The following is a 23,151-nucleotide window of genomic DNA, read 5'->3' on the forward strand; positions in this document are numbered from 1 at the left end:
GCGTCTATCGTAGGGCAGCGGCGCGCTGCGCTGCGTGCAGGCGCGCCAACATGAAACTCAGGATCAGCAGCAGGGCCGCGGCCCCGCCGGTATGGGCCAGGGCGGCCAGCAGCGGCCAGTCCAGCACCACGTTGGAGAGGCCGGAGAGCAGCTGCCAGCCGGCCACCAGCAGCAGGCGGCGTGCCCACAGCGGGCCCTCGGGCAGCGGCCGGCGGTGCCAGCGCCAGGCCAACCCCAGCAGCGCCGCGAACACCAGCAAAGCGCCGATGCGGTGGCTCATGTGGATGGCCGTGAGGGCCGTGAACGGCAGCCAGCCACCGTCGTGGCCCACGCCCAGCGCGCGCCAGAGCGTGAAGCCATGCTCGAAATCCATCGCCGGCCACCATTGGCCCTGGCATTGCGGGAACTCGCTGCAGGCCAGCACTGCGTAATTGGTGCTGACCCAGCCGCCCAGGCTGACCTGCAGCAGCGCCAGCGCCAGCAACGCCCAGGCGGCCAGGCGCTCGCCGGCCGGCCAGGCCAGCGGCCGCGGCGCATAGGCCTCGGCCTGCCAGGCCAGCAGCATCAGGAGGCCCATGGCGCCCAGCAGGTGCAGGGTGACGATGGCGGGGAACAGCTTCATCGTCACGGTGAGCGCGCCGAAGGCCCCCTGCATGCACACCCACAGCAAGGTGACGGTGGGCCACCAGGGCGAGATCGGGCGCGCCGCGCCGCGCCGTGCCTGCCACCAGCTCAGCACGCACAGCACCAGGATCAGGAAGCCGACCCCGCTGGCCAGGTAGCGATGGATCATCTCCACCCAGGCCTTGCCATGCGTCACCGGCCCGCTTGGCATGGCGGTCTGGGCGGCGTGAATGTCGACGCCGGCGCCTAGCGGCGAGGCGCTGCCATAGCAGCCGGGCCAGTCCGGGCAGCCCAGGCCCGAGTCGGTCAGGCGCGTGAAGGCACCGAACAGCACCAGGTCAAAGGTGAGGAACAGCGTCAGCAGGGTCAGCGCGCGCAGGCGCGGGCCCAGGCCGGCACCGCGATGGCGCAGCCGCCACCACAGCAGCGGCCCGGCACCGATCAGGGTGCCCAGCAGCAGCAGGCGCAGCCAGGGGGTGAAGTCGAAGGCGTTCATGGCAGGCGGGGCGGCGGCGATCAGCGTCCGGGCTTGTCCCAGCCGGCATTGGCCTTGAGGAGGCGGTCCAGGTCCTTCTTGACCTTTGACGGGTCGGGCTGCACCGGCGAGCGCATCATCCAGCGGCCCATCGGGTCGATCAGGAACAGATGCTCGTTCAGGCCATGGCCCTCGGCCGGCTTCAGCCAGGCCTGGATCTGGGCGCGCGGCGCGCGCAACACCGTCACCGGCACGCCGGCGCTGACGGCGGCAAGCACCTCGGGGCGCAGCGGCTGGTCATCGGGCACCAGCCAGAGCTTGTCGATCTTGTCGCGCTCCTTGCCCATCATCTCGCGCAGCTGGCGCTGCATGAAGAGCAGGCGCTCGCAGGCGCTGTCGCAATGCGCATCCTGCACCAGGGTCAGCAACCATTGGCCCTTGAGCGATTCGGCCGGCACCGGCTGGCCGCGCAGGTCCTGCAGGCTCAGGCTGGGCGGCAGGTCCAAGGTGGGCGTGATCAGCTCGCCATAGGCCTTGCCGCGCGGCTGCAGCACGTAGAAGGTGAAGTAGGACGCGAGCACCGGCGCGGCGCACACCGCCACCACCAGCAGCATGCGCAGGCGGCCGGCGCGCTGCTGCGCGTTGGCGGCACCGGCCATCGCGCCGGGCTGGGGCTGGCTGTGCACCGTGAAGGACAGCGGCGCGTCGGCCTGCTCAGGCGATGGGGCGGCGGCGCCGGGGACGGATGACTTGGAACCAGACATAGAGACCTAGAAGCAGCGCACAGAGCGCGAACCATTGAAAGGCGTAACCGTAATGCTTGTGGATGTCGACGGCCGGGGCCGGCCAGTCGCGCAGCAAGCCATCGTCGGCAGCCGCAGCCCGCGTTTGCAGCAGCGCGGCCGGCAGCAGCGGGATGCCGAGCTCGGCCGCATAGGCATCGGGTGCCAGATTCTGCCGGATCGCGCCGGCGCTGCCCTGGCCCAGCTCGTACAGCCTTGAGGGCGACGCGGCCAAGCGCCCCTCGACCTCCACCTCGCCGGCCGGCGTGGCCAGCGCCGGCAGGCGCGTGCGGTCGGCCTGGTCGCGCGGCACCCAGCCGCGTTGCACCAGCAGCGACTCCGCGCGCCCCGCCAGCCGCAGCGGCGTGACGACGAAGAAGCCGACCCGGCCATCCATCGGACGGTTGTCCAGAAACACCGTCTTGTCGGCCAGCCAATGGCCGCGCAACTGCGCGCGCCGGTGCAGTTGCTGCGCATCGCCGCGCAGCTCGGCATTGCCCAGCGGCGCCTGCTGGCCGCGCTGCGCGATGGCCTGTTCGAGCGCACGCTTCTGTGCCGCCCGGTCGAGCTGCCAGAAGCCCAGCGCGGCGGTGATGGCCATGCCCAGCAGCGTGCCCAGCAGCACGATCAGGCGGCGTTGCAGCGGGCTTGCCTCAGCCATGATGGGGAATAATGCCGGCCATGAAATTCATCTTCGCGATCGCCTTCATCGGCATCCTCGGCGCACTCGCGGCCGCCGGCCTGTTCATGCTGAAGAATGGCAGGAAGGAACAGCGCGGCGCCAATATGGCGCGCGCGCTGGCGGTGCGCGTGGGCGTGTCGATCGCCCTGTTCCTGTTCATCTGGATCAGCTACTCACTGGGTTGGATACAGCCGACCGGTATCCCCGTCGGCCGCTAACGCCGGGCTTGCAATGAACGAAAAAAGCGCCGCTGCATGCGGCGCTTTTGCTTTGGCATGGCCAGGGGCTGCAGCAGCCCCCATGCTCACATCCAGTAGACGACCACGTACAGGCCCAGCCACACCACGTCGACGAAGTGCCAGTACCAGGCCGCGCCTTCGAAGCCGAAGTGGCGGTCCTTGGTGAAGTGGCCCTTCTGCAGGCGCAGGGTGATGAACAGCAGCATCAGCATGCCCACGAAGACGTGGAAGCCGTGGAAGCCGGTCAGCATGAAGAAGGTGGAGCCGAACACGCCCGAGCTCAGCTTGAGGTTGAGCTCATGGTAGGCATGCGAATACTCGTAGCCCTGCACCACCAGGAAGGTGATGCCCAGCAGCACCGTGATCCACATGAAGGCGATGGTCTTGCTGCGATTGCCGTCCAGCAGGGCATGGTGGGCGATCGTCAGCGTCACGCCCGAGGTCAGCAGCAGCGCGGTGTTGACCGTCGGCAGGGGCCAGGGGCCCACCGTGCTGAAGGCTTCCACGGTGCCGGCGGGCGAGGCGGTCAGGCCGGCCGCGACGCTGGGCCACAGGCCCTTGAAGTCGGGCCACAGCAGCGCATTCTCCAGGCTGCCCAGGGTCGGCACCGAGTGCACGCGCGCCCAGTACAGCGCGCCGAAGAAGGCCGCGAAGAACATCACTTCCGAGAAGATGAACCAGCCCATGCTCCAGCGGAACGAGACGTCGATGCGCTCGCTGTAGAGGCCGCCTTCGCTTTCGCGGATGGCATCGCCGAACCACTGCTTGAGCACGAAGGCCCACCACAGCAGGCCAAAGGCCAGCGAGTAGGCGCCCCACTGGTGATCGTTGATCCACTGGCCAGCGCCCAGGATCACGAAGAACAGGCCGATGGCGGCCATCACCGGATGCCGCGAGGGCCCGGGCACGAAGTAATAGGGAGTCTTCCCCTGAGTCGTCGCAGCCGACATGATGCTTCTCTCCTCGAACTTCAAACTTTGCAGTTCAAACCAAATGCTTCTCAGTTGCCGGCGACGCCGCTGCCAATGACCCAATTGACCAGCAGCACCAGCACCAGCACGAACAGCGCCGCCCCAATCACCCCGGCAATGATCACATGCACGGGATTGAGTTGCGCCACATCTTTCTCATAACCGGCACCCTTGCGGATGCCGAAAAACGACCAGGCCACCGCCTTCATGGTCTGCAGGAAGCTGCCCTTGCGGGCCACCGCCTGCTTGAAATCCTCACCCGCCTTGCTCATATGCGCGACTCCGGCTTCTTGAGCTCGGCCTGCTTCTTGCCCGGCACCTCGAAGAAGGTATAGGACAAGGTGATGGTCTTCACATCCTTGGGCAGCTTGGGGTCGATCACGAACACCACCGGCCACTGCTTGCTCTCACCCGCGGCGAGCGTGTACTCGTTGAAGCAAAAGCATTCCAGCTTGTTGAAATGCGCCGTCGCCTGCTTGGGCGCATAGCTGGGGATGGCCTGGGCCGACATGGTGCGGCTCTGGATATTGCGGAACTCGTACATCACCGTGGTCAGCTCGCCAGGATGCACCTGCAGATGCGACACCGCGGGCTTGAAGTCCCAGGGGCCGCGCGCATTCGCATCGAACTCGATGCTGATGGTGCGGCTGTAGTCGATCTGGGTGTTCTTCACATCCTCGGCGCGCACCGCATGCTGGCGCTCGGAGAGCGACAGCACGTTGATGCCCAGGGCCGTGCACACGGCCCGGTAGAGCGGCACCAGCGCATAGCCGAAGCCGAACATCAGGCCTACCACGACCAGCAGCTTGCCGACCATGAGCCGGTTGTCCCGGCGCAGGATCTGGCTGACATGCCAACGCGGTGTGTTCATGCGTTCAGAACCCCAGGTAGGCGATCTTGGCCATGAAGCCGATCGCAAACACGGCCGCCACCGAGGCCAGGATGTAGGCCAGGCGTCGGTTGCTCTTGCGTTGCTCGGGGGTCAGGGCCATGGTGCTCAGCCGATGATCTTGGTGGCGCTGGCGTCCAGCTTGGGCGGCTCTTCAAAGGTGTGGAAGGGCGCCGGCGACGGCACTTGCCATTCCAGGCCTTCGGCAGCTTCCCAGGGCTTCATCGGAGCCTTCTCGCCCTTGCCGCGCAGCATCGGCAGCACCACGAAGAAGAAGAAGTACACCTGCATCAGGCCGAACCAGAACGCGCCCACCGATGCCAGGGCGTTGAAGTCGGCGAACTGCAGTGGGTAGTCGGCATAGCGACGCGGCATGCCGGCCAGACCCAGGAAGTGCATCGGGAAGAAGGTCACGTTGAAGCTGATCAGCGAGCCCCAGAAGTGGATCTTGCCGCGCGTTTCGCTGAACATCACACCGGACCACTTCGGGCCCCAGTAGTAGACGCCCGCGAACAGGGCGAACAGCGAGCCGGCCACCAGCACGTAGTGGAAGTGGGCGACGACGTAGTAGGTGTCCTGGATCTGGATGTCGATCGGCGCCATCGCGCACACCAGGCCGGTGAAACCGCCCATCGTGAACACGAAGATGAAGCCCACGGCCCACAGCATCGGCACTTCGAAGGTCATCGAACCGCGCCACATGGTGGCCAGCCAGTTGAAGATCTTCACGCCCGTGGGCACGGCGATCAGCATGGTGGCGTACATGAAGAACAGCTGACCCGTCACCGGCATGCCGGTGGCGAACATGTGGTGCGCCCACACGATGAAGGACAGGATCGCGATCGAAGCGGTCGCGTACACCATCGAGGCGTAGCCGAACAGCTTCTTGCGGGCGAAGGCCGGCACGATCTGGCTGACGATGCCGAAGGCCGGCAAGATCATGATGTAGACCTCGGGGTGACCGAAGAACCAGAAGATGTGCTGGTACATCACCGGGTCGCCGCCGCCGGCGGGGCTGAAGAACGAGGTGCCGAAGTGGCGATCGGTCAGCGTCATCGTGATGGCACCGGCCAGCACGGGCATGACGGCGATCAGCAGGTAGGCGGTGATCAGCCAGGTCCAGGCGAACATCGGCATCTTCATCAGCGTCATGCCAGGCGCGCGCATGTTCAGAATGGTGACGATGATGTTGATCGAACCCATGATCGACGAGGCGCCGAGGATGTGCATCGCGAAGATGCCGGCATCCATCGAGGGGCCCATCTGCAGGGTCAGCGGCGCGTACAGCGTCCAGCCCGCGGCGGGTGCGCCGCCGGGCATGAAGAACGACGACACCAGCATGATGGCGGCAGGAATCATCAGCCAGAAGCTGAAGTTGTTCATGCGCGCGAAGGCCATGTCCGAGGCGCCGATCTGCAGCGGGATCATCCAGTTAGCGAAGCCCACGAAGGCCGGCATGATGGCGCCGAACACCATGATCAGGCCGTGCATGGTGGTGAACTGGTTGAACAGCTCGGGATTGAAGAACTGCAAGCCGGGCTGGAACAGCTCGGCGCGGATGCACAGCGCCAGGATGCCGCCAATCATCAGCATCGTGAACGAGAACAGCAGATACAGGGTACCGATGTCCTTGTGGTTGGTCGCAAACACCCAACGACGCCAGCCCGTCGGGGCATGGTGATCGTGGTGGTCATGAACGTCATGACCGTGATGGTCAAGCACAGCACTCATGTTGATTCCTTCTTTGACGTCCGATGATTACTTGCGCGCGGCCACGACTTCGGCGGGCTGCACCACTTGGCCGGTCTTGTTGGACCAGTTGTTCTTGGTGTAGGTGATCACCGCGGCGATGTCGGTATCGCCGAGCTGCTTCCACGAGGGCATGGCACCGTTGTTCTGGCCATTCAGCAGCACCGCGACCTGCTTGAGCTTGTCGTCGTTCAGCACCACGGGCGAGCCGTCCAGCGGCTTGATCGGGCCGGCGCCCTTGCCGTCGGCCTTGTGGCAGGCCGCGCAGTTGGCGTTGTAGACCTTCTCGCCGCGCGCCAGCAGCGCGGGCAGTTCCCAGACCTTGCTCGGATCATCGGCCTTGGCGGCCAGCTTCTTCTTCTCGCCATCCACCCAGGCGGTGTAGGCCGCGGCCGACAGCACCTTCACATGGATGGGCATGTAGGCGTGCTCCTTGCCGCACAGCTCGGCGCACTGACCGTAGAAATCGCCTTCCTTCTCAGCGCGGAACCAGGTGTCGCGCACGAAGCCGGGGATCGCGTCCTGCTTGACGCCGAAGGCCGGCACCATCCAGGCATGGATCACGTCGTTGGCGGTGGTGATGATGCGCACCTTCTTGCCGACCGGCACGACCAGCGGGTTGTCCACCTTCAGCAGGTAGTTGTCCACCGCCTCGGGCTTGCCCGAGTTGGACATCTCGCGCTGCGCCACGTCCAGGGTGGAGAGGAAGCCGATGCCCTCGCCCTCGCCCTTCAGGTAGTCATAGCCCCATTTCCACTGGTAGCCGGTGGCCTTGATGGTGAGGTCGGCATTGGTGGTGTCCTTCATCGCCACCACCACCTTGGTAGCCGGCAGCGCCATGCCGATCACGATGATGAATGGCACGATGGTCCAGGCGATCTCGACCTTGACGCTCTCGTGGAAGTTGGCCGACACCGCGCCCTTGGACTTGCGGTGCTTGAAGATGGAATAGAACATCACGCCGAACACGGCAACGAAGATCGCCAGGCAGACGAGCAACATCATGTTGTGCAGCCACATCTGCTCCGACGCGATCTTGGTGACCGGGGGATGCAGGTTGAGCTGGTTGACCGCCGGACCGCCCGGCAGGTCGTTCACCGCCAAGGCCGCGTGGCTGGCAAGGGCGGCACCCAGGGTCACCGCCAGCTGGCTCATTCGGCGCCCCAGCTGATGCACTCGTGTGTTCATCATCTTCATGGTCGTCACTTCTGTTCAAAAACTTCGCCACGGACTTTGCGGCAGAGAGCTTGGCGCTCGCTGCCGCAACATCCCAGATTGATCGAGGGTACAGACCGCGCGCGCTGCGCGCCACATGGTCAACACCGACGCTGGACCGATGTCCACCCCATGTCCTGCGTCACCTGCCGCGGCGGCATGCGAGACTTCTTAAACGGGGGTTGACCTCGCTCAACGAGCGCCAGATCGGGATCGATTACCCTGGCGCTGCTGAAATTCAAATCGCGGCGGATTCTAACGTAGCCCCATACCGGGGCTGTGGTCTTTGTGCGTCGCCGTGTGCGGCGTTGATCCGGAGCAAGTCAGCGCGGGCGCTTCACCATCGCGCGCATCTGCTCCAGCGACACCGCCGTTTCGGCCTGCACCTGCAGCTTGGGCGCGGCCTTGAAGGCGTGGCCGTAGACCAGCTCCACCGTCAGGCGCAGGCGGCCATCCGGCCCCTTCAGGCGCTCGAGTGCGCGCAGCAAAGCGCTGCGCCATTGCCGCCCGCGCAGGCCCGCGAAACGCGCCCGCGCGACATTGCCGCCCAGCGCACGCAGGTCGTTCAACAAGGCCTCGCCATCGGCCCAGGTCAGGCTCAGGCGCTCCTGATCCATCACCGGATCGGCAAAGCCGCCATGCACCAGCATGTCGCCGATATCGTGCATGTCCAGCCAGGGCGGCGCCGGCAGGCCCCAACCCAGTTCGGCGTAGAGCGGCCGCAGCTCCACCAGGCTGTCGGGCCCGAGACAGGAAAACATCAGGAAGCCGTCCACCGCCAGGGCCTCGTGCCAGGCGCGCAGCACCGCCTCCGGCTGCGCCTGCGCATGCAAGCTCATATTCGCCCACACCAGCTCGGCCACGCCCGCCGGCACCTGCGCGGGGGTCAGGGCTTGCCCTTGCGCCAAGCCACGCAGGCGCGACCACAGCCCGCGCTTGAGCAGGCCCTGGCTGCGCGCCAGCAAGGCCGGCTCGTCCTCCACCAGCAGCTGCTCCGCCTGGGCGTATTGCGCACGCAGTGCTTGCGCGCTGGCACCCAGCCAGGCGTCCCACAGCAGCACGCTGCGGGGCTGAAGCTTGATGAAGGGCAGGCGTTCGGCCATGCGCTGCGCCACCTCGCGGTGCAGCCAGGGCGCCTCGGGCGCGGCCGCCAGGCGGCTGCGCTGATGCCGCAAGGCGCCAGCATCCAGCTGGGCACCGGCCCGCTGTCCATCGATCACGTCACTCGTCATCGCGGCAGTATATTGAGCCATGCCCGCGCTCGCCCCGCCCCTGGCCGATGCCCTCATCGCGCGCCTGGCAGCGCGGCTGCCGCGTGCGGCCGGCCAATGCGCCGTGTGCCGGCGCTGGTCGCCGCAGCGGCTGTGCAGCGACTGCGCGGCGCGCTACGCCACGCCAGTGCCGCGCTGCCACTTCTGCGCGCTGCGGCTGCCGCCCGGCGCCGGCCCGGCATGCGGCAGCTGCCTGCGCGCACCCCCGCCGCTGAGCCACTGCATCGCGGCGCTGGACTACGGCTTTCCCTGGGACCGGCTGCTGCAGCGCTTCAAGTTCCACGACGCGCTGCATTGGCGCGCGCTGCTGGTCGAGTTGCTGGACCGCGCGCTGCGCGATGCCGAGGCGCCCGACCTGCTGCTGCCCATCCCGCTTGCCGCAAGCCGCCTGCGCGAGCGCGGCTACAACCAGAGCCTGGAGATCGCGCGCGGCCTGGCGCAGCGGCGACAATGGCGCTGCGCCGCCGACCTGCTGCTGCGCGTGCGCGACACCGCGCAGCAGGCCAGCCTGCAGCTCGATGCGCGCCGCGCCAATATGCGGCATGCCTTCGCCGTCGAGCCCGCCGCGCAGGCCGGCCTGCGTGGCGCCAAGGTGGCGCTGGTCGACGATGTGATGACCAGCGGCGCCACCTTGTTCGAGGCTGCCGGCGCCTTGCGTCGCGCCGGTGCAGCGTCCGTGCAGGCCTGGGTGCTTGCGCGCACGCCGGCCGATTGACGAAATCAGGAAGTCCAGACCGCCATGTTCAACATCGTGCTCGTGCACCCCGAGATCCCGCCCAACACCGGCAATGTGATACGGCTGGCCGCCAACACCGGCTGCCGCCTGCACCTGATCGAGCCGCTGGGCTTCCTGATGGAAGACCGCCTGCTGCAGCGCGCCGGGCTCGACTATCACGAGTACGCGGCGGTGCACCGCCATGCCAGCTGGCAGGCCTTTCTCGATGCGGAGAGCCCCGCGCCCGAGCGCATGTTCGCCTTCACCACCCGCGGCAGCCATCTGCTCACCGAGACGGCCTGGCAGCCGGGCGACTTTCTGGTGTTCGGCTGCGAGACCGCCGGCCTGCCGCCGGCGCTGCGCGACGGCTTTCCGGCCAGCCAACGCGTGCGCCTGCCGATGTTGCCGGCGCAGCGCAGCCTCAATCTCAGCAACAGCGTGGCGGTGGCGGTGTTCGAGGCCTGGCGCCAGAACGGCTACGCAGGGGCCGCTGGCTGAGCTACTCGGGCTGCACGCCGGCGGCCTGGATCACGGCCGCCCATTTGAGGCGTTCGCTGCGCATCAGCTGGGCCAGGCCCTCGGGCGAGCTGGCGGTGGCGCTGAAGTACTGGCTCAGCAGGCGGTTGCGCAGCGCATCGCTCTTGATGATGCGCACCAGCTCCTGCGAGAGCCGCGCCACGATGGGCGCGGGCGTACGCGCCGGCGCCAGCACCGCCTGCCAGGAGATCGCCTCGAAACCGGCGTAACCCTGCTCCACCAGGGTCGGCAGCTCGGGCAGGGCCGCGGCGCGACCCAGGCTGGTGACGGCCAGGGCCGTCAGCCTGCCGGCCTTCACCGCACCCATGGCAATACCTGGCACCATGAAGCCGGCCTGCACCTCGCCCGCCAGCAGCGCGTTCACCACCTGCGGGAAGCCCTGGTAGGGCACATGGCCAAGCTCGACGCCGGCGCGCGCCTTGAAGGACTCCATCGCCAGATGGGCGGCACTGCCGTTGCCCACGCTGCCGTAGTTGAGCGCGCCCTTGCGCGCCCGCGCCACGGCGACGAACTCGGCCACCGTGCGCACGCCCAGCGCGGGCGAGACCACCAGCACATTGGGCGAACTGGCCACCAGGCTGATGGGCTGCAGGTCGCGCACCGGGTCATAGGGCAGCCGGCGCGCCAACAGGGGCGCGGTGACCAGCGGCCCCTGGATGGTGAACAGCAGCGTGTAGCCATCGGGCACGGCCTTGGCCACCATGGCCGTGCCGATATTGCCGCCGGCGCCCGGCTGGTTCAGCACCAGCACCGGCTGGCCCAGGGCCGCGCCCAGCGCCTCGGCCAGCGCGCGCGCCACGATGTCGGGCGAGCTGCCGCCCGGAAAGGGCACGACCAGTTTGATCGGTCGGCTCGGCCAGGCCTCGGCCCGGGCCGCGCCGGCGGCCAGCATGCCGACGGCGGCCTGCATCAGCGCGCGGCGGTCCAGCAGCATCATCAATGCTCCGAACGGGCCTGGCGGCCCATCAGCAGGTCCACCGCCGCGGCGGGGCCCAGCCGGCCTTCCAGCACCGCCACCACGGCCGCGGTGATGGGCATGTCGACGCCGCGGTCCTGCGCGCGCTTGAGCACCGTGGGCGCGCTGTAGACGCCCTCGGCCACATGGCCCAGCTGGCGCAGGATGTCGGCCAGGGCCAGGTCTTGCGCGAGCATCAGGCCGACGCGCCGGTTGCGCGAGAGATCGCCGGTCGCGGTCAGCACCAGGTCGCCCATGCCCGAGAGGCCCATGAAGGTCTCGGTGCGCGCGCCCAGCGCCAGGCCCAGGCGCAGCATCTCGGCCAGGCCGCGGGTGATCAGCGCCGCACGCGCATTCAGGCCGGGCGCATTGAGTCGATTCTGTGCGGCATCGCCGCGCGCCTCGGCCGCCAGGCGCAGGCCATCGGCAATGCCCACCGCGATCGCCATCACGTTCTTCACCGCGCCGCCCACCTCCACGCCGACCGGATCGGCCGAGGTGTAGACGCGCAGACGCTCGCTGTGGAAGGCCTCCACCGCCGCCTGCGCCAGCGCGGCATCGAAGCTGGCCGCCACCAGGGCGGTGGGCTGACCCAGCGCCACCTCCTGCGCAAAGCTGGGGCCGGAGAGAATGCCCACCGTCAGCGCGGGCGCGGCCTCGCGCGCGATCTCATGGCCCAGCAGGCCGGTGCCGGCCTCGAAGCCCTTGCACAACCAGAGGCAGCGCGCGCCGGCCGGCAGGGCCGCCAACATGCCGCGCAGCGCCGCCATCGGCGTGGCGATGATGATGAGCCCCTCGCGCGCATGCGCGATCGCCGCCGCCAGGTCGGCGCTCAGTTGCAGCGCCGCGGGCAGGGCCGCCTCCGGCAGATAGCGCTCGTTGCGGCGCGCCGCGCGCATCGCGGCAACGGCGTCCGCATCGCGCGCCCACAGCAGCACCTCGTGCCGCTCGGCGGCCTGTATCGCCAGGGCCGTGCCCCAGGCACCGGCACCCAAAACACTGATCTTCATAGCTGGCTCACGCCCCCATGCCGAGGGCCAAAGTAAAAAAGCGCCCGATGCTCGTCAGCACTGGGCGCCTCCATGCCTTGCGGCGCTGATGCTTGCGCTTTTCAGTTGATGGTCGGTGCGGCGGCCGCGGCTTCGCGCTGGGCCTGCTGGGCTTCGAACATGGCCTGGAAGTTGACTTCCGACAGCAGCACGGGCGGGAAGCCGGCGCGGGTGCAGACGTCCGACACCACGGCGCGCAGATAGGGGTAGATCATCTGCGGGCAGACGATGCCCAGGATGCCTTCGACCTGCTCCTGCGGCAGGTTGCGGATCTCGAAGATGCCGGCCTGCTTGGCCTCGATCAGGAACAGGGTCTTGTCGCCGACCTTGGTGGTCACGGTGGCGGTCACCGAGACCTCGAAAATGCCGTCGGCCACGCCCTCGGCCGCCAGGGCCAGGTTGATGTCGACCTGAGGCTGGGTCTGCTCCAGCAGGATTTGCGGCGAATTCGGTTGCTCCAGCGACAAGTCCTTCAGGTACATGCGCTGGATCTGAAACACGGGGGTGTTGGTCTCGTCGGCCATGGTGTCTTTCCAAATAGTGAAGCCCGCCAGCGTTCTTGCTGCGGGCAGCGGCAGGCATTATGACCCAGGCCATGCGGGGCCCGGAATCCGGGCGGGCTTCAGGCGCCTTGCAGCAGCGGCTGCAGGCCGCCACGGTGGTCCAGCGCGATCAGCTCGTCGCAGCCGCCCACATGGGTGTCGCCGATGAAGATCTGAGGCACCGTGCGGCGCCCGGTGAGCGCAATCATGGCGTCGCGCTGGCCGGGGTCCAGATCCACCCGCACTTCGTCGATCGCTTCCACACCGCGTTGCTTGAGCAGCGCCTTGGCGCGCACGCAGTAGGGGCAGACCTGGGTGGTGTACATCTTCACGGCACGCATCGCGCAAACCTTCTCTTCTTCAACGTCGTTCAGCTCTTCTCGACCGGCAGGTTGGCCTCGCGCCAAGCCTTCAGGCCACCCGCCAGCACCTGCACATTGGCATAGCCGGCCTTGCGAAGAATGCCAGCAGCCTTGCTGGCGCGCGCGCCGCTCTGGCACAGCAGTACCAGGGGCAGGGTCTTGTTGCTGGGCAGTTGCTTGTGGCCCTCGATGCTGTCAAGCGGCACGTTGCGGGCCCCCGCCACATGGCCGGCGGCGTATTCGGCGGCGCTGCAGACATCGATCAGCACCGCCTTCTCGCGATTCACCAGGCGCACCGCCTCGGCGGTGGAGACCGCGCCGGCGCCGGTGCTGCGCGCGAACGTGGTCCACAGCAGCATGCCCCCGGACACCAGGGCAGCAAGGACGAGATACCAGTTGTCGAGCAGGAATTTCAAGGCAGGGTCCGATTCAGGGGAAAGGAGGCGGATTATAGGAAAGCCCGCCCCGCTCCCCCCGGCGGCACGGCTCAGCTCAATTTGAAGGTGGAGACCGCGGTCTGCAGCGCCTGCGCCTGCTGCTCCAGGCTGCTGGCCGCGGCGGCCGCCTGCTCCACCAGCGCGGCGTTCTGCTGCGTCATCTGGTCGAGCTGGGTGATGGACTGGTTCACCTCGCCGATGCCCTGGCTCTGTTCGGTAGAGGCGGCGGTGATCTCGCCGATGATGTCGGACACGCGCTGCACGCTGGCGACGATCTCGCCCATGGTGGAGCCGGCGTTCTGCACCAGGCGGCTGCCGGATTCGACCTTGTCGACGCTGGCGCCGATCAGCGACTTGATCTCCTTGGCGGCCTCGGCGCTGCGTTGCGCCAGGCTGCGCACCTCACCCGCCACCACCGCGAAGCCACGCCCCTGCTCGCCGGCGCGCGCCGCTTCCACCGCGGCATTCAAGGCCAGGATATTGGTCTGGAAGGCGATGCCGTCGATCACGCCGATGATGTCGTTGATCTTCTTGGAGCTGTTGTTGATTTCCTCCATGGTGGTGACCACCTGGGAGACCACCTCGCCACCGCGCTGCGCCACCGCCGCGGCCGAGCCGGCCAGCTGGTTCGCTTGCGCCGCCGCGTCGGCGCTCTGGCGCACCGTCTCGGTGAGGTTCTGCATATTGCTGGAGGTGTGCTCCAGCGAGCTGGCCTGCTTCTCGGTGCGCACCGAGAGATCGTGGTTGCCCACCGCGATCTCGCGCGAGGCCACGGTCATCGAGTCGGTGCCGCTGCGCACATTGCTGACGATCGCCGCCAGGCCCTGCGACATGTCGCGCACCGCCGCCAGCAGGCTGCCCTCGGCGCCGCTGCTGACGCGGATGTCCTGCGACAGATCGCCCTCGGCCATCTGGCGCATCACGTCGCGTGCGTATTCGGGTTCGCCGCCGAGCTGGCGCCACACGCTGCCGATCACCAGGAAGGATCCGACCCCCAGGCACAGCACCACCACCAGGCCGCTGATCACCACCGCCCAGACGCTCGCGGTGACGCCGCGCTTGGCATGCTCGAGCCCCTCGTCGAAGCCCTCGCGGGCCTGGCGCCTGGCGTCCGCCAGCACCGCCTCGAGGTTCTTCAGCGCCGCCTGCATCTTCGGAATGGCGCCGGCCTGGTCGCCCTGCTTGATGCCCAGGAAGAGCTGGGCGGTCTCGGAGGACGCCGCGTAATAGGCCTCGAAGCTGGCGCCCAGCTTGCCGGCCATCTCGCCCTTGCCATCGATGGCCTTGATGGTGGCGAGCGTCTTGCGCATCGCCGCGGCACGCTCATTGGCCTCGTCGAGACGCTTCTTCTCGCCCTCGGCCACCGCGCTCTGGATGGTGGCGCCAAGCGCCTCCAGCTGGGAGGCGAACTGGTTGGTGGCATCCAGATAGGGCGAGTGCACCGCACCCACATCCTGGATCGCGCTGGAACTGCGCGTGGAATAGGCCAACACCACCGCGATCCCGATGGCAAACACGGCCGCGGCCAACACGGGCAGCAGCCAGATTCGGGTCTTGACGTTCATGCACTTCTCCTTGTGGGGCGCGCCCTGGCAGCGCGCCCACGGGGGCATTGACTCAAACCGTCAGTCGACGGTCAACACGGACTTGACGCTGCCGTCCACCGCCGACTTCTCGACGTAGCCGATCGCGTCCGCATTGCCGGCCACGAACTTCTTCACCTCGGCCGAGCTGGCCAATTCCTTCGGTGGCGTGGCCTTGCCCGAGAACACCAGGCGCGACCAGGCCGCCTTCACCTGGGCCGCCTGCTTGCCGGTGACCTTGGTGTAGAACTGCTCGCGCACCGCGGCACTTTCGGGCTGGTCCACCGCGGCCGCGGTGGCACCGCTGGGCAGGGTGTTGCTCTTGCCGAGGAAGATGCTGGCCACCTGGTCGGCCGTCATGCTGGCCGTCGGGCTCTTGGGGTTGACGATCACGGCCACCTGGGCCTGCGCGGCGGCGCCAAGGCTCAGCAGCGCGGCGGTCAGGAGAGCGGAGGATGTCTTGTTGCTCATCATGGGCCTCCTGCCTCAGAACACCAGGTCCACAGCCAGGCTGTAGACATTGACCGAGGCGCCCGTGCCGAAGCCGGGCTGCTGATTGATGAAGAAGCCCGGGCCATCGGGTTTGACGCGATCGACCTGCGCCTTCAGCGCCACATTGCGATAGGCATCCCAGCGCAGGCCCAGCGCCCAGGTCTTCTGCGCGCGGTGCTGGCTGGCCACGAAGCCGTCCACCGTGGCCTTGAGCTGGGCCAGCTGCGGCGTGGCGGCCGGGATCACATTGGTGACGTTGCTGTCCACATGCTTGAGCTGCGACAAGGTGCCATAGGGCGTGAACTTGCCGATGCGGTGGCCCAGGGTCAGGTACCAGGCATCGGTATCGGCGGCATAGGTGTCGGTGCGGCGCTGCGTGTATTCGCCGCTGACGATCCAGTTGCCGCTGTCCCAGGTGGCGCCCAGGCCTGTGAAGGTGGCCTTCTTGTCGGTCGGGTCCAGCTCGTTGGCGGTGCTGGTGAAGGGCGTGGTGCGTATCAGCGCCACCAGGCCGGCCAGCGTGGTGGTGTGGGCCGTCAGGCGGCCCTGCAGATGGCCGACGCGCAGGCTCAGGCCGTTGTCCATCTCGAGCGTGGCATTGAAGCCGAGCATCTTCTTGAAGTCGACCTTGGTGCGCGCCACCGTGGTCCGGCCCTGGCCACCGAAGAGCTGCGCGCTCAGGGTGCCGAGGCCGGTATTGGTCTGGAAGTTGAGGTCCGCGCCATTGAAATTACTGAACGGCACCTGGCCGTAGACGTCCATGGGCGGGCGCACCCAGGTGTTGGCATAGCCGACGTCACGGAAGTCCGAGACCGCGAAGAAGGGGCCGCCCATGCGCCCCAGGCGCAGCGCCAGCGAGGGTGTGATCTGCGCCTTGGCAAAAGCCCATTCCAGCTCGGGCGTGAAGTTGCCCTCGCCGTTCTGCTTGCTCAGCAGCTGCACCGTGCCCGAGAACATCGCGTTGGCCTTGAAGGTGCCCTGCACGCCGAGCTTGGAGTCGACCTCGCCGCTCCAGGACTTGTCGGCGCCGCGCACCTGGCCGTTGCCCGCATATTGGGCCGCGTCGGTGTTGGTGCCAACTACCCCCAGCGTTGCGAAGCCAGAAAAAGAAAAGGCGGACTCGCCGCCTGTTTGCGCCTGCGCACCGATTGCAAAGAAAAGGGCCGCGGCAAGAGGCGCCAAGCGCCACTGCTTCGAACATGTCATGTTGTCTCCTTCTGAATGACTAGCAAGGACTGACCCGGCAGGCGCAATCACACCCCTGCCTGGCACCATGCTAGGCATATCGGCCGGGCCGACCGTGCCTTAAGTCATATTTCTGTCGCAACTGTGGCGCCAAGGCCAACAGCCGCTCAGCTGAGCAGGCCGTAGAGCCGCTCCAGCGGCACCCGCGTGACCAGGGTCTTGTCGGCCTCCACCGCCTTGACGGCGTAGTCGGCCTGGGCGGTGTCGCGGCGCGGCGTCTGCGTGATCGGCAGGCCGCGCTTGTCGGTGAGCGCCGCCACCAGCGGCGTCTGCATGCCGGCCCCGCGCCGTATCACCACCGCCTTCTCGCCGCTCGCCAGCGCCAGCAACTCGCCCGGCGGGTAGATGCCGATCTCCTTGATCAGCGCCGCCACCATCGGGCTGCCGGGCCATTGCGCATAGGCCTGGCGCTCGGCCTCCTTGATGTCCAGCGGCGGGCGGCCCTCGCGCCGGCTGATCTTGGCCAGGAACACATCCGCCAGGCGCAGCAGATGGGCCAGCTCCGACACCGCGGTGAGCCCGCGCGGATAGCCCTGGCCATCGGCATGCTCGTGATGCTCCAGCACCGCCTGCAGCCATTCCTCATCGGCCACGCCGGCGGCACGCAGACGCGCCACCGCCGCTTCGGGGTGGCCGCGCAGCTCGTCGCGCTGCTCCTGCGTGAGGCGGCCGAACACCGCATAGCGGGCCTGCAGCTCCAGGATGCTGAGATTCATCGTCAGCGCCGCCAGCACCGCCGAGCGCTGGCGCTCGGCCGGCCACTCCAGCCGCGCCGCGATCAGCTGGCACAGCGCCGCCACGAACACCGTGTGGGTGAGGCCGTACATGCGGTAGTGGTGGGCCTCCTGGCGCACCATCTGGTAGACGGCCACATCGGGGTCCTGCCGCACCATCGCCATCAGCTCGTCGGCCAGCTCATGGCAGCCCTGCTGCAGGCCGGCGGGCTCCTGGCTGGCATGGGCCAGACGGTCCAGGCTCCAGTAGATATGGTTCCAGCGCGCAAACAGCGTGGGCGGCTGCGCCACCACCTTGCGGCCGGCGGCCAGCGCCTTGATTTCCTCGACGTCGGCAAACATGCCGCGCGCCAGCAGGCTCTGCAACTGGTTGTCGCTGTAGACCAGTTGGCCGCAGGCCAGCAGCAGCCCGCCATGCTCGTCGCGCACATTGAAGGGCAATGGCGCGCCCACCGTCACCTGATTGGCCACCAGCTTGAGCAGTTGCATCGAGTCAGGCCCCGCGCCGGCCTTGCCGGCCAGCACGCCCAATGTTGTTTGTGTCAGCCCAGTCTACGCCAGGCCTCGGCCAATAGCGACACCACCGAGACCGCGTTGCTGGCGTGCGGCACGCTGTTGCTGCTCCAGACATGACGCACACCCGCCGCCTGCAGGGCCGGCAGCGCATCGCCATTGAAGAGCGCATGCGTCACCGCCACGTCGACCGATGCCGCGCCGCGCGCCAGCAGGCCCTGGGCCGCGCCGATCAGGGTGCGGCCGGTGGAGGCCATGTCGTCCAGCAGCACCACCGCCCTGCCCTGCACCGCCAGCTCGGGCAGCGCCAGCGTGACCTGGTGGTCGCCATGGCGCACCTTGTGGCCCACCGCGCAATCCAGGCCGCCGGCCTGCGCGGCCTCGCGCACCCACTGGCCCGATTCCTCATCGGGCCCGATCAGCAGCGCGCCGGGCACGCGGGCGGCGATCCAGCGCCCCAGCACCGGCGCGGCCGAGAGCGCCACGCCGGCACCCTTGGGCATCACCTCGTCGAGGCTGGCGATGCGATGCAGATGCGGATCGATGGTGATGACATGGTCGAACTGCTGGGCCAGCAGGCGCGCGATATGGCGCTGGCTGACCGCCTCGCCGGGCGTGAACTCCATGTCCTGACGCATATAGGCCAGGTAGGGCGAGACCAGCACCAGCCGCTGCGCGCCGAGCTCGCGCGCGGTGGGCGCGGCAATCAGCAGCTCCACCAGCTTCTCGTTGGGTTGCTGCAGGCCGCGCAGCAGCAGCACGCGCGCCGGCAGCGGCTTGGGCAGCACCAGGCGCAGCTCGCCGTCGGGGAAGCGGTGGCGCGTGATGAAGGCCAGCGGTGCGCCCAGCGCCAGGGCCAGGTCTTGCGCCAGGGTGGCCTCGTCGTCGAAGGCCAGCAGCAGGATGTCAGAACTCATAAAGGGTCACAGCGAAAACAGCGAGCCGCTCGCGAACTCGTGCGGCAATTGCTCGGCGGCGCCGATGCGGCAGCCCGGGTCCTTCTGCGCATGGCTGCGCGCGAACTGCAGATCGGCGTCGAACTGGGCATAGATGCGGTAGAGCGGCTCGCCCTTGGCAACCGGATCGCCCAGCTTCTTCAACAGGTCGAGGCCGGCGCCGGGCACCTGCGGCGCGCCGGCGAGGCGGGCAATGCGCGCGATGCGCAGATTGTCCAGCGCCACCAGCACGCCGTCCGCCTCGGCCAGCACCTCGGCCTGCAAGCTGCCCACCTGAGGCGGCTCGGCGCGGCGCCCCTGCGCGTCGACGATGGCGTTCATCTGCGCCAGCGCGCGGCCCGAGTCGAGGATGTCGCGCGCGATCTGGTAGCCCTGGCCGCCGCGCACATCGGGGTCGAACTCGATCATGCGCCCGGCCAGGCGCAGCGCCTTCTGGCGCAGGTCCTGCGGTGCGGCCGGGTCGCCCTGCAGCACCTGCATCACGTCGCGCGCCTCCAGCACCGGCCCGATGCCGCGGCCGATCGGCTGGCGGCCGTCGGACAGCACCACGTCCAGCTGCAGGCGCAGATGGCCGGCCACGTATTCGAACAGCTTCTTCAGGCGCTGCGCCTCGGCCATCGAGCGCACCTTGGCGCTCGGGCCCACCGGGATGTCCAGCACCAGATGGGTGGAGCCGGCGGCGATCTTCTTGGACAGGATCGAGGCCACCATCTGGCCGGGCGAGTCGATCGACAGCGGGCGCTCCACCGAGATCAGGATGTCGTCGGCGGGCGAGAGATCGGCGGTGCCGCCCCAGGCCAGGCAGGCATGGGTGTCGCGCACGATGCTCACCATGCGCTCGAAGCCCAGCTCCACCTCGGCCAGCACCTCCATGGTGTCGGCCGTGCCGGCCGGCGAGGTGATGGCGCGCGAGCTGGTCTTGGGGCACAACATGCCATGCGCGGCGACGATGGGCACCACCAGCATGGAGGTGCGGTTGCCGGGAATGCCGCCGATGCAATGCTTGTCCACCACCAGGCCATGGCCGACCTCGCGCTGCCAGTCGAGCTTGCGGCCCACCGCGATCATGGCCTCGGTGAGGTGCAGCACCTCCTCGCGGTCCAGCTCGTACTGGTTGGTGGCCACCACGAAGGCGGCCAGCTCGATCTTGGAATAGCGCGCCTGGGCGACGTCGCGGATGATGGCGTGCAGGTCGTCCTTGGTGAGGCGCTCGCCATTGATCTTGCGATGCAGGGCGGCGATCGAGCCGGGCGGCTCCGCATGCGCGATGCTGGCCTCGTGGCCCTCGCCCACCGCCAGGCGCGCGAACGCGTCCTCGCTCACGCCCAGCTCGCAGGCGCTGACGATGCGCTCGTCGTCCACCACGTTCAGCACCGCCAGGATGGTCTGGCCATTGGCGTGGATCTCCACCTTGGCCAGGGCCTGGAAGCCCGCGGCGCGCACCACCGGGCAGTCGCGGTGCAGATAGGCCACGTTCTCGCGCCAGGTGTCGATGCCGACGCGCCGGATTTGCAGGTTCATGCGGCAACTGTAGCCTGTCAGGCATACTCGCCCGGCCATCACAGACGCCGGCAGCCGCACGCGTGCGGCCCCAACCCTGCCAAGATGCGTTCCACCAACTGGCGCTTTGCCCGCTTCGAATTGCTGACCCGCGAACGGCTGCTGCGCGCCGATGGCGTGGTGCTGCCGCTGGGCTCGCGCGCCTTCGATCTGCTCACCGTGCTGGTGGAGCGCGCCGGGCGCCTGGTCACCAAGGCCGAGCTGCTCGACCAGGTGTGGCCCGGCCTGGTGGTGGAAGAGAACAATATCGCCGCCCAGATCACCGCCCTGCGCCGGGTGCTGGGCGCCGAGCTGATCGAGACCGTGCCGGGGCATGGCTACCGCTTCACCGTAGCGGCCACGGGCATGGACGCCAGCCCGCTTGCCAATCCGGCCCTGGTGGCGCTTGGCGGCTGCCAGCTGTTCGGCCGCGAGGACGACCTGGCGCGCCTGCTGCGCGCCATGCAGCAGGCCGGCTGCGTGACCCTGCTGGGCCCGGCCGGCGTGGGCAAGACCGCGCTGGCCCAGGCGCTGCGCGACGCCCATGACCTGAGCCTGGACAGCCGCGCCGCGCGCGCGCTCTGGCTGGACCTCGGCGCCCTGTCCGAACCGGGCCAGCTGCTGCCGGCCCTGGCGCGCGCGCTCGAGCTGCACGGGCCCGCCAGCGATGCTGCCCTGCTGGCCCCGGCCCTGGGCGCGCGGCGCCTGCTGATCATGGACAACGCCGAGCATCTGCTGCCGGCCACCGCCGAGCTGGCGGCGCTGTTGCTGGCGGCCGAGCCGAGCCTGCGCCTGCTGGTGACCAGCCAGGCGCCGCTGCCGCTGGCCGGCGGGCGCGAGCAGAGGCTGGAGCCGCTGGAGATCGCCGGCACCGACACGGCCGCCGAACAGGCGCTGCGCAGCGGCGCCATCGGCCTGCTGGCGGCGCGCGCCTGCGCGGCCGACTACCGCCTGCGCCTGGGGGCGGAGCAGCTGCCGCTGCTGCGCGCGCTGTGCAGCCAGCTCGACGGCCTGCCGCTGGCGCTGGAAATGGCCGCCGCGCGCGTGCCCCTGCTGGGCCTGCAGGGCGTGCACGATGCGCTGGCCGAGCGCTTTGCCCTGCTCAAGCGCGGCCACCGCGGCAGCCTGGCGCGCCACCCGACCCTGCAAGCCGCGCTGCATTGGAGCCACGGCCTGCTGGCGCCCGCCGAGCAGCGGCTGTTCCGGCAACTGGGCGTGTTCAGCGGCGGCTTCAGCCTGGAGCTGCTGATGGCCGCCACCGACACCGCCGAGAGCGCGCGCTGGAGCCTGGTGGACGGGTTGGCCGCGCTGGTGGACCGTTCGCTGGTGGTGGCCGAGCTGGCGGCCACCGAGAGCGCGCCGCGCTACCGCCTGCTCGAGACCATGCGCCTCTACGCCCTGACCCTGCTGGACGAGGCCGGCGAGGCCGAGGCGGCGCGTCGGGGCCATGCCAGGGCGCTGTGCCAGCTGATGCTGCGCCTGCGCCAGCAGCAGGACCAGGCCGATGGCGCCGCCAACCCGCGCATCAACGCGCTCTGCTTTGCCGAGCTCGACAACGCCCGCAGCGCCTTGCGCTGGGCCATGCAGCACGAGCCCGACAGCGCGCTGGCCCTGGCCACCTGCGTGGGCATGCTCACCACCTACAGCGCCTGGCGCGGCGAGGTCTATGGCTGGGTCGCAGACTGCGAGGCGCTGCTGGGCGGGCGCGTGTCGGCCGCCACCGAGGCCGACTGGTGGCGCGAGTTCGCGCGCCAGCTGGTGATGCGCGGCAGCCCGCGCGCCAGCGAGGCGGCCACGCGTGCCTGCGCGCAGCTGCGCGCGCTGGGCGCGCTGGGCGACGAGCGCGACCTGCTGCGCGCCCTGGTGAGCCTGGTGCGCGCGGCGCCCTCGGCCAGCCCCGAGGTCGATCGCGCGCTGGCCGAAATCGCCGCGCTGCTGGGCCGGCATCCCGAATGGAGCGCGCGCCTGCGCCTGGTGGCCGCCGCGGCGCGCGGCAGCTACCACCTCAAGTGCGGCCAGCTCGAAGCCGCGCTCAGCGACCACCGCGAGGAGCTGGCGCTGGCGCAGGCGCTGGCCTGGCAGGACGCCGCCGACGTGGCCGAAAGCAATGTGCTGGCCCTGATCTTCCTGCTGGAGCGCCATGCCGAGGCGGCGGCGCTGGCGCGCGCCATGCTCGCCCGGCCGAGCGTGCAGGCCGGCGCCAGCAGCGCCTATGTGCAGTGCTATCTGCTGGCGGCGCTGATCGCCCAGGGGCAATGCGAGGCGGCGCTGCAGGCCTGCGGCCCGGCCCTGCAGCTGGCCCGCCGGTTCGACGTGCCCTACGCCCTCACCCAGCTGCCGCTGCTGGCCTGGGCGCTGCAGCGGCCGCAGGCGGCGGCGCAGCTGCTGGGCCTGGCGCGGCAGCATTTCGAGCAGCGCCAGGCGCGCCCCTATGGCTGGATCGAGCAGCAATGGGCCGCCCTGCAGGCGCAGCTACAGGGCGCCCTGGGCCCCGGCCTGGCGCAGGCGCTGATGCAACAGGGTAGCCAGCTGAGCGACACGGACGCCGAGCGCCTGCTGGCGGCTTTTTCATAGCTTTTTCAGGACTTTCGGCGC

The 23,151-nt window shown here is 68.9% G+C and carries 25 protein-coding genes; 4 read left to right on the top strand and 21 right to left on the bottom strand.

Annotated elements, in window-relative coordinates:
* Nucleotides 1-4: 4 nt before the first annotated feature.
* The 3 genes from AC3WQY_RS17690 to AC3WQY_RS17700 are packed head-to-tail and all read right to left on the bottom strand — an operon-like array spanning nt 5 to nt 2,542.
* Nucleotides 5-1,120 carry a COX15/CtaA family protein gene (locus AC3WQY_RS17690; protein WP_492709844.1) on the bottom strand — a complete coding sequence of 372 codons (1,116 nt, stop codon included), beginning with the start codon at nt 1,118-1,120 and terminating at the stop codon, nt 5-7.
* Between the two features lie 20 nt (nt 1,121-1,140).
* The gene (locus tag AC3WQY_RS17695) at nt 1,141-1,863 is read right to left on the bottom strand and encodes an SCO family protein (RefSeq protein ID WP_492709845.1); all 723 of its coding nucleotides are present in this window, start codon (nt 1,861-1,863) and stop codon (nt 1,141-1,143) included.
* A complete protein-coding gene (locus AC3WQY_RS17700) occupies nt 1,814-2,542 on the bottom strand; it encodes an SURF1 family protein (RefSeq protein WP_285231005.1) in 729 nt (242 codons plus the stop codon). The genes AC3WQY_RS17695 and AC3WQY_RS17700 overlap by 50 nt, the downstream gene beginning before the upstream one ends.
* Before the next feature lie 20 nt (nt 2,543-2,562).
* Here AC3WQY_RS17700 and AC3WQY_RS17705 point away from each other — a divergent pair, with 20 nt between their 5' ends.
* On the top strand, nt 2,563-2,781 hold the full coding sequence (locus tag AC3WQY_RS17705) for a DUF2909 domain-containing protein (RefSeq protein WP_285231004.1): 219 nt from the start codon (nt 2,563-2,565) through the stop codon (nt 2,779-2,781).
* Between the two features lie 86 nt (nt 2,782-2,867).
* Here the strand turns inward: AC3WQY_RS17705 and AC3WQY_RS17710 are convergent, their stop codons facing one another.
* The 7 genes from AC3WQY_RS17710 to AC3WQY_RS17740 form a co-directional block, all read right to left on the bottom strand.
* A complete protein-coding gene (locus AC3WQY_RS17710) occupies nt 2,868-3,752 on the bottom strand; it encodes a cytochrome c oxidase subunit 3 (RefSeq protein WP_492709846.1) in 885 nt (294 codons plus the stop codon).
* 50 nt (nt 3,753-3,802) lie between these two features.
* The gene (locus AC3WQY_RS17715; protein WP_285231002.1) at nt 3,803-4,045 is read right to left on the bottom strand and encodes a DUF2970 domain-containing protein; all 243 of its coding nucleotides are present in this window, start codon (nt 4,043-4,045) and stop codon (nt 3,803-3,805) included.
* Nucleotides 4,042-4,644 carry a cytochrome c oxidase assembly protein gene (locus AC3WQY_RS17720; protein WP_285231001.1) on the bottom strand — a complete coding sequence of 201 codons (603 nt, stop codon included), beginning with the start codon at nt 4,642-4,644 and terminating at the stop codon, nt 4,042-4,044. Before AC3WQY_RS17720 ends, AC3WQY_RS17715 begins: the two co-directional genes overlap by 4 nt.
* Before the next feature lie 4 nt (nt 4,645-4,648).
* The gene (locus tag AC3WQY_RS17725; protein ID WP_492709847.1) at nt 4,649-4,765 is read right to left on the bottom strand and encodes a cytochrome oxidase small assembly protein; all 117 of its coding nucleotides are present in this window, start codon (nt 4,763-4,765) and stop codon (nt 4,649-4,651) included.
* A 5-nt stretch (nt 4,766-4,770) separates the two neighbouring features.
* Nucleotides 4,771-6,393 carry a cytochrome c oxidase subunit I gene (gene ctaD, locus AC3WQY_RS17730; RefSeq protein ID WP_492709848.1) on the bottom strand — a complete coding sequence of 541 codons (1,623 nt, stop codon included), beginning with the start codon at nt 6,391-6,393 and terminating at the stop codon, nt 4,771-4,773.
* 27 nt (nt 6,394-6,420) lie between these two features.
* Nucleotides 6,421-7,599 carry a cytochrome c oxidase subunit II gene (gene coxB, locus AC3WQY_RS17735; protein ID WP_492709876.1) on the bottom strand — a complete coding sequence of 393 codons (1,179 nt, stop codon included), beginning with the start codon at nt 7,597-7,599 and terminating at the stop codon, nt 6,421-6,423.
* 350 nt (nt 7,600-7,949) lie between these two features.
* Complete coding sequence (locus AC3WQY_RS17740; RefSeq protein ID WP_492709849.1) at nt 7,950-8,858, bottom strand: class I SAM-dependent methyltransferase; 909 nt, start codon at nt 8,856-8,858, stop codon at nt 7,950-7,952.
* A 19-nt stretch (nt 8,859-8,877) separates the two neighbouring features.
* Between AC3WQY_RS17740 and AC3WQY_RS17745 the strand changes: the two genes are divergently transcribed.
* Both AC3WQY_RS17745 and trmL read left to right on the top strand, forming a co-directional pair.
* Complete coding sequence (locus AC3WQY_RS17745; protein ID WP_492709850.1) at nt 8,878-9,612, top strand: ComF family protein; 735 nt, start codon at nt 8,878-8,880, stop codon at nt 9,610-9,612.
* Nucleotides 9,613-9,636: 24 nt separating this feature from the next.
* Entirely contained in the window at nt 9,637-10,110 is a 474-nt protein-coding gene (gene trmL, locus AC3WQY_RS17750; RefSeq protein WP_285230995.1) for a tRNA (uridine(34)/cytosine(34)/5-carboxymethylaminomethyluridine(34)-2'-O)-methyltransferase TrmL, read from the top strand.
* 1 nt (nt 10,111) lies between these two features.
* On the opposite strand, the gene AC3WQY_RS17755 is transcribed toward trmL, so the two are convergent.
* The 11 genes from AC3WQY_RS17755 to AC3WQY_RS17805 all read right to left on the bottom strand — a co-directional run bounded on the left by AC3WQY_RS17755 (nt 10,112) and on the right by AC3WQY_RS17805 (nt 20,538).
* Nucleotides 10,112-11,086: a Bug family tripartite tricarboxylate transporter substrate binding protein gene (locus tag AC3WQY_RS17755; protein WP_492709851.1), complete on the bottom strand. Its 975-nt coding sequence runs from the start codon at nt 11,084-11,086 to the stop codon at nt 10,112-10,114.
* Nucleotides 11,086-12,114: an NAD(P)H-dependent glycerol-3-phosphate dehydrogenase gene (locus AC3WQY_RS17760; protein ID WP_285230994.1), complete on the bottom strand. Its 1,029-nt coding sequence runs from the start codon at nt 12,112-12,114 to the stop codon at nt 11,086-11,088. The genes AC3WQY_RS17755 and AC3WQY_RS17760 overlap by 1 nt, the downstream gene beginning before the upstream one ends.
* 101 nt (nt 12,115-12,215) lie before the next feature.
* On the bottom strand, nt 12,216-12,677 hold the full coding sequence (gene secB, locus AC3WQY_RS17765) for a protein-export chaperone SecB (protein WP_285230993.1): 462 nt from the start codon (nt 12,675-12,677) through the stop codon (nt 12,216-12,218).
* Between the two features lie 98 nt (nt 12,678-12,775).
* Nucleotides 12,776-13,036, bottom strand: a complete 261-nt coding sequence (grxC, locus tag AC3WQY_RS17770) for a glutaredoxin 3 (protein ID WP_285230992.1) — start codon at nt 13,034-13,036, stop codon at nt 12,776-12,778.
* 29 nt (nt 13,037-13,065) lie between these two features.
* A complete protein-coding gene (locus tag AC3WQY_RS17775) occupies nt 13,066-13,473 on the bottom strand; it encodes a rhodanese-like domain-containing protein (RefSeq protein ID WP_492709852.1) in 408 nt (135 codons plus the stop codon).
* A gap of 71 nt (nt 13,474-13,544) precedes the next feature.
* Entirely contained in the window at nt 13,545-15,059 is a 1,515-nt protein-coding gene (locus AC3WQY_RS17780) for a methyl-accepting chemotaxis protein (RefSeq protein ID WP_492709853.1), read from the bottom strand.
* A gap of 60 nt (nt 15,060-15,119) precedes the next feature.
* The gene (locus tag AC3WQY_RS17785) at nt 15,120-15,548 is read right to left on the bottom strand and encodes a type 2 periplasmic-binding domain-containing protein (RefSeq protein ID WP_492709854.1); all 429 of its coding nucleotides are present in this window, start codon (nt 15,546-15,548) and stop codon (nt 15,120-15,122) included.
* A 15-nt stretch (nt 15,549-15,563) separates the two neighbouring features.
* Nucleotides 15,564-16,775: a porin gene (locus tag AC3WQY_RS17790; protein WP_492709855.1), complete on the bottom strand. Its 1,212-nt coding sequence runs from the start codon at nt 16,773-16,775 to the stop codon at nt 15,564-15,566.
* Nucleotides 16,776-16,921: 146 nt separating this feature from the next.
* Complete coding sequence (locus AC3WQY_RS17795; protein ID WP_285230987.1) at nt 16,922-18,037, bottom strand: HD-GYP domain-containing protein; 1,116 nt, start codon at nt 18,035-18,037, stop codon at nt 16,922-16,924.
* A gap of 53 nt (nt 18,038-18,090) precedes the next feature.
* Nucleotides 18,091-18,978 carry a ribose-phosphate diphosphokinase gene (locus AC3WQY_RS17800; RefSeq protein ID WP_492709856.1) on the bottom strand — a complete coding sequence of 296 codons (888 nt, stop codon included), beginning with the start codon at nt 18,976-18,978 and terminating at the stop codon, nt 18,091-18,093.
* A gap of 6 nt (nt 18,979-18,984) precedes the next feature.
* On the bottom strand, nt 18,985-20,538 hold the full coding sequence (locus AC3WQY_RS17805; protein WP_285230985.1) for a thymidine phosphorylase family protein: 1,554 nt from the start codon (nt 20,536-20,538) through the stop codon (nt 18,985-18,987).
* Between the two features lie 84 nt (nt 20,539-20,622).
* Between AC3WQY_RS17805 and AC3WQY_RS17810 the strand changes: the two genes are divergently transcribed.
* Entirely contained in the window at nt 20,623-23,130 is a 2,508-nt protein-coding gene (locus AC3WQY_RS17810) for an ATP-binding protein (RefSeq protein WP_492709857.1), read from the top strand.
* Nucleotides 23,131-23,151: the final 21 nt, after the last annotated feature.

Source organism: Roseateles sp. FW301-B2 (genome assembly GCF_058788955.1).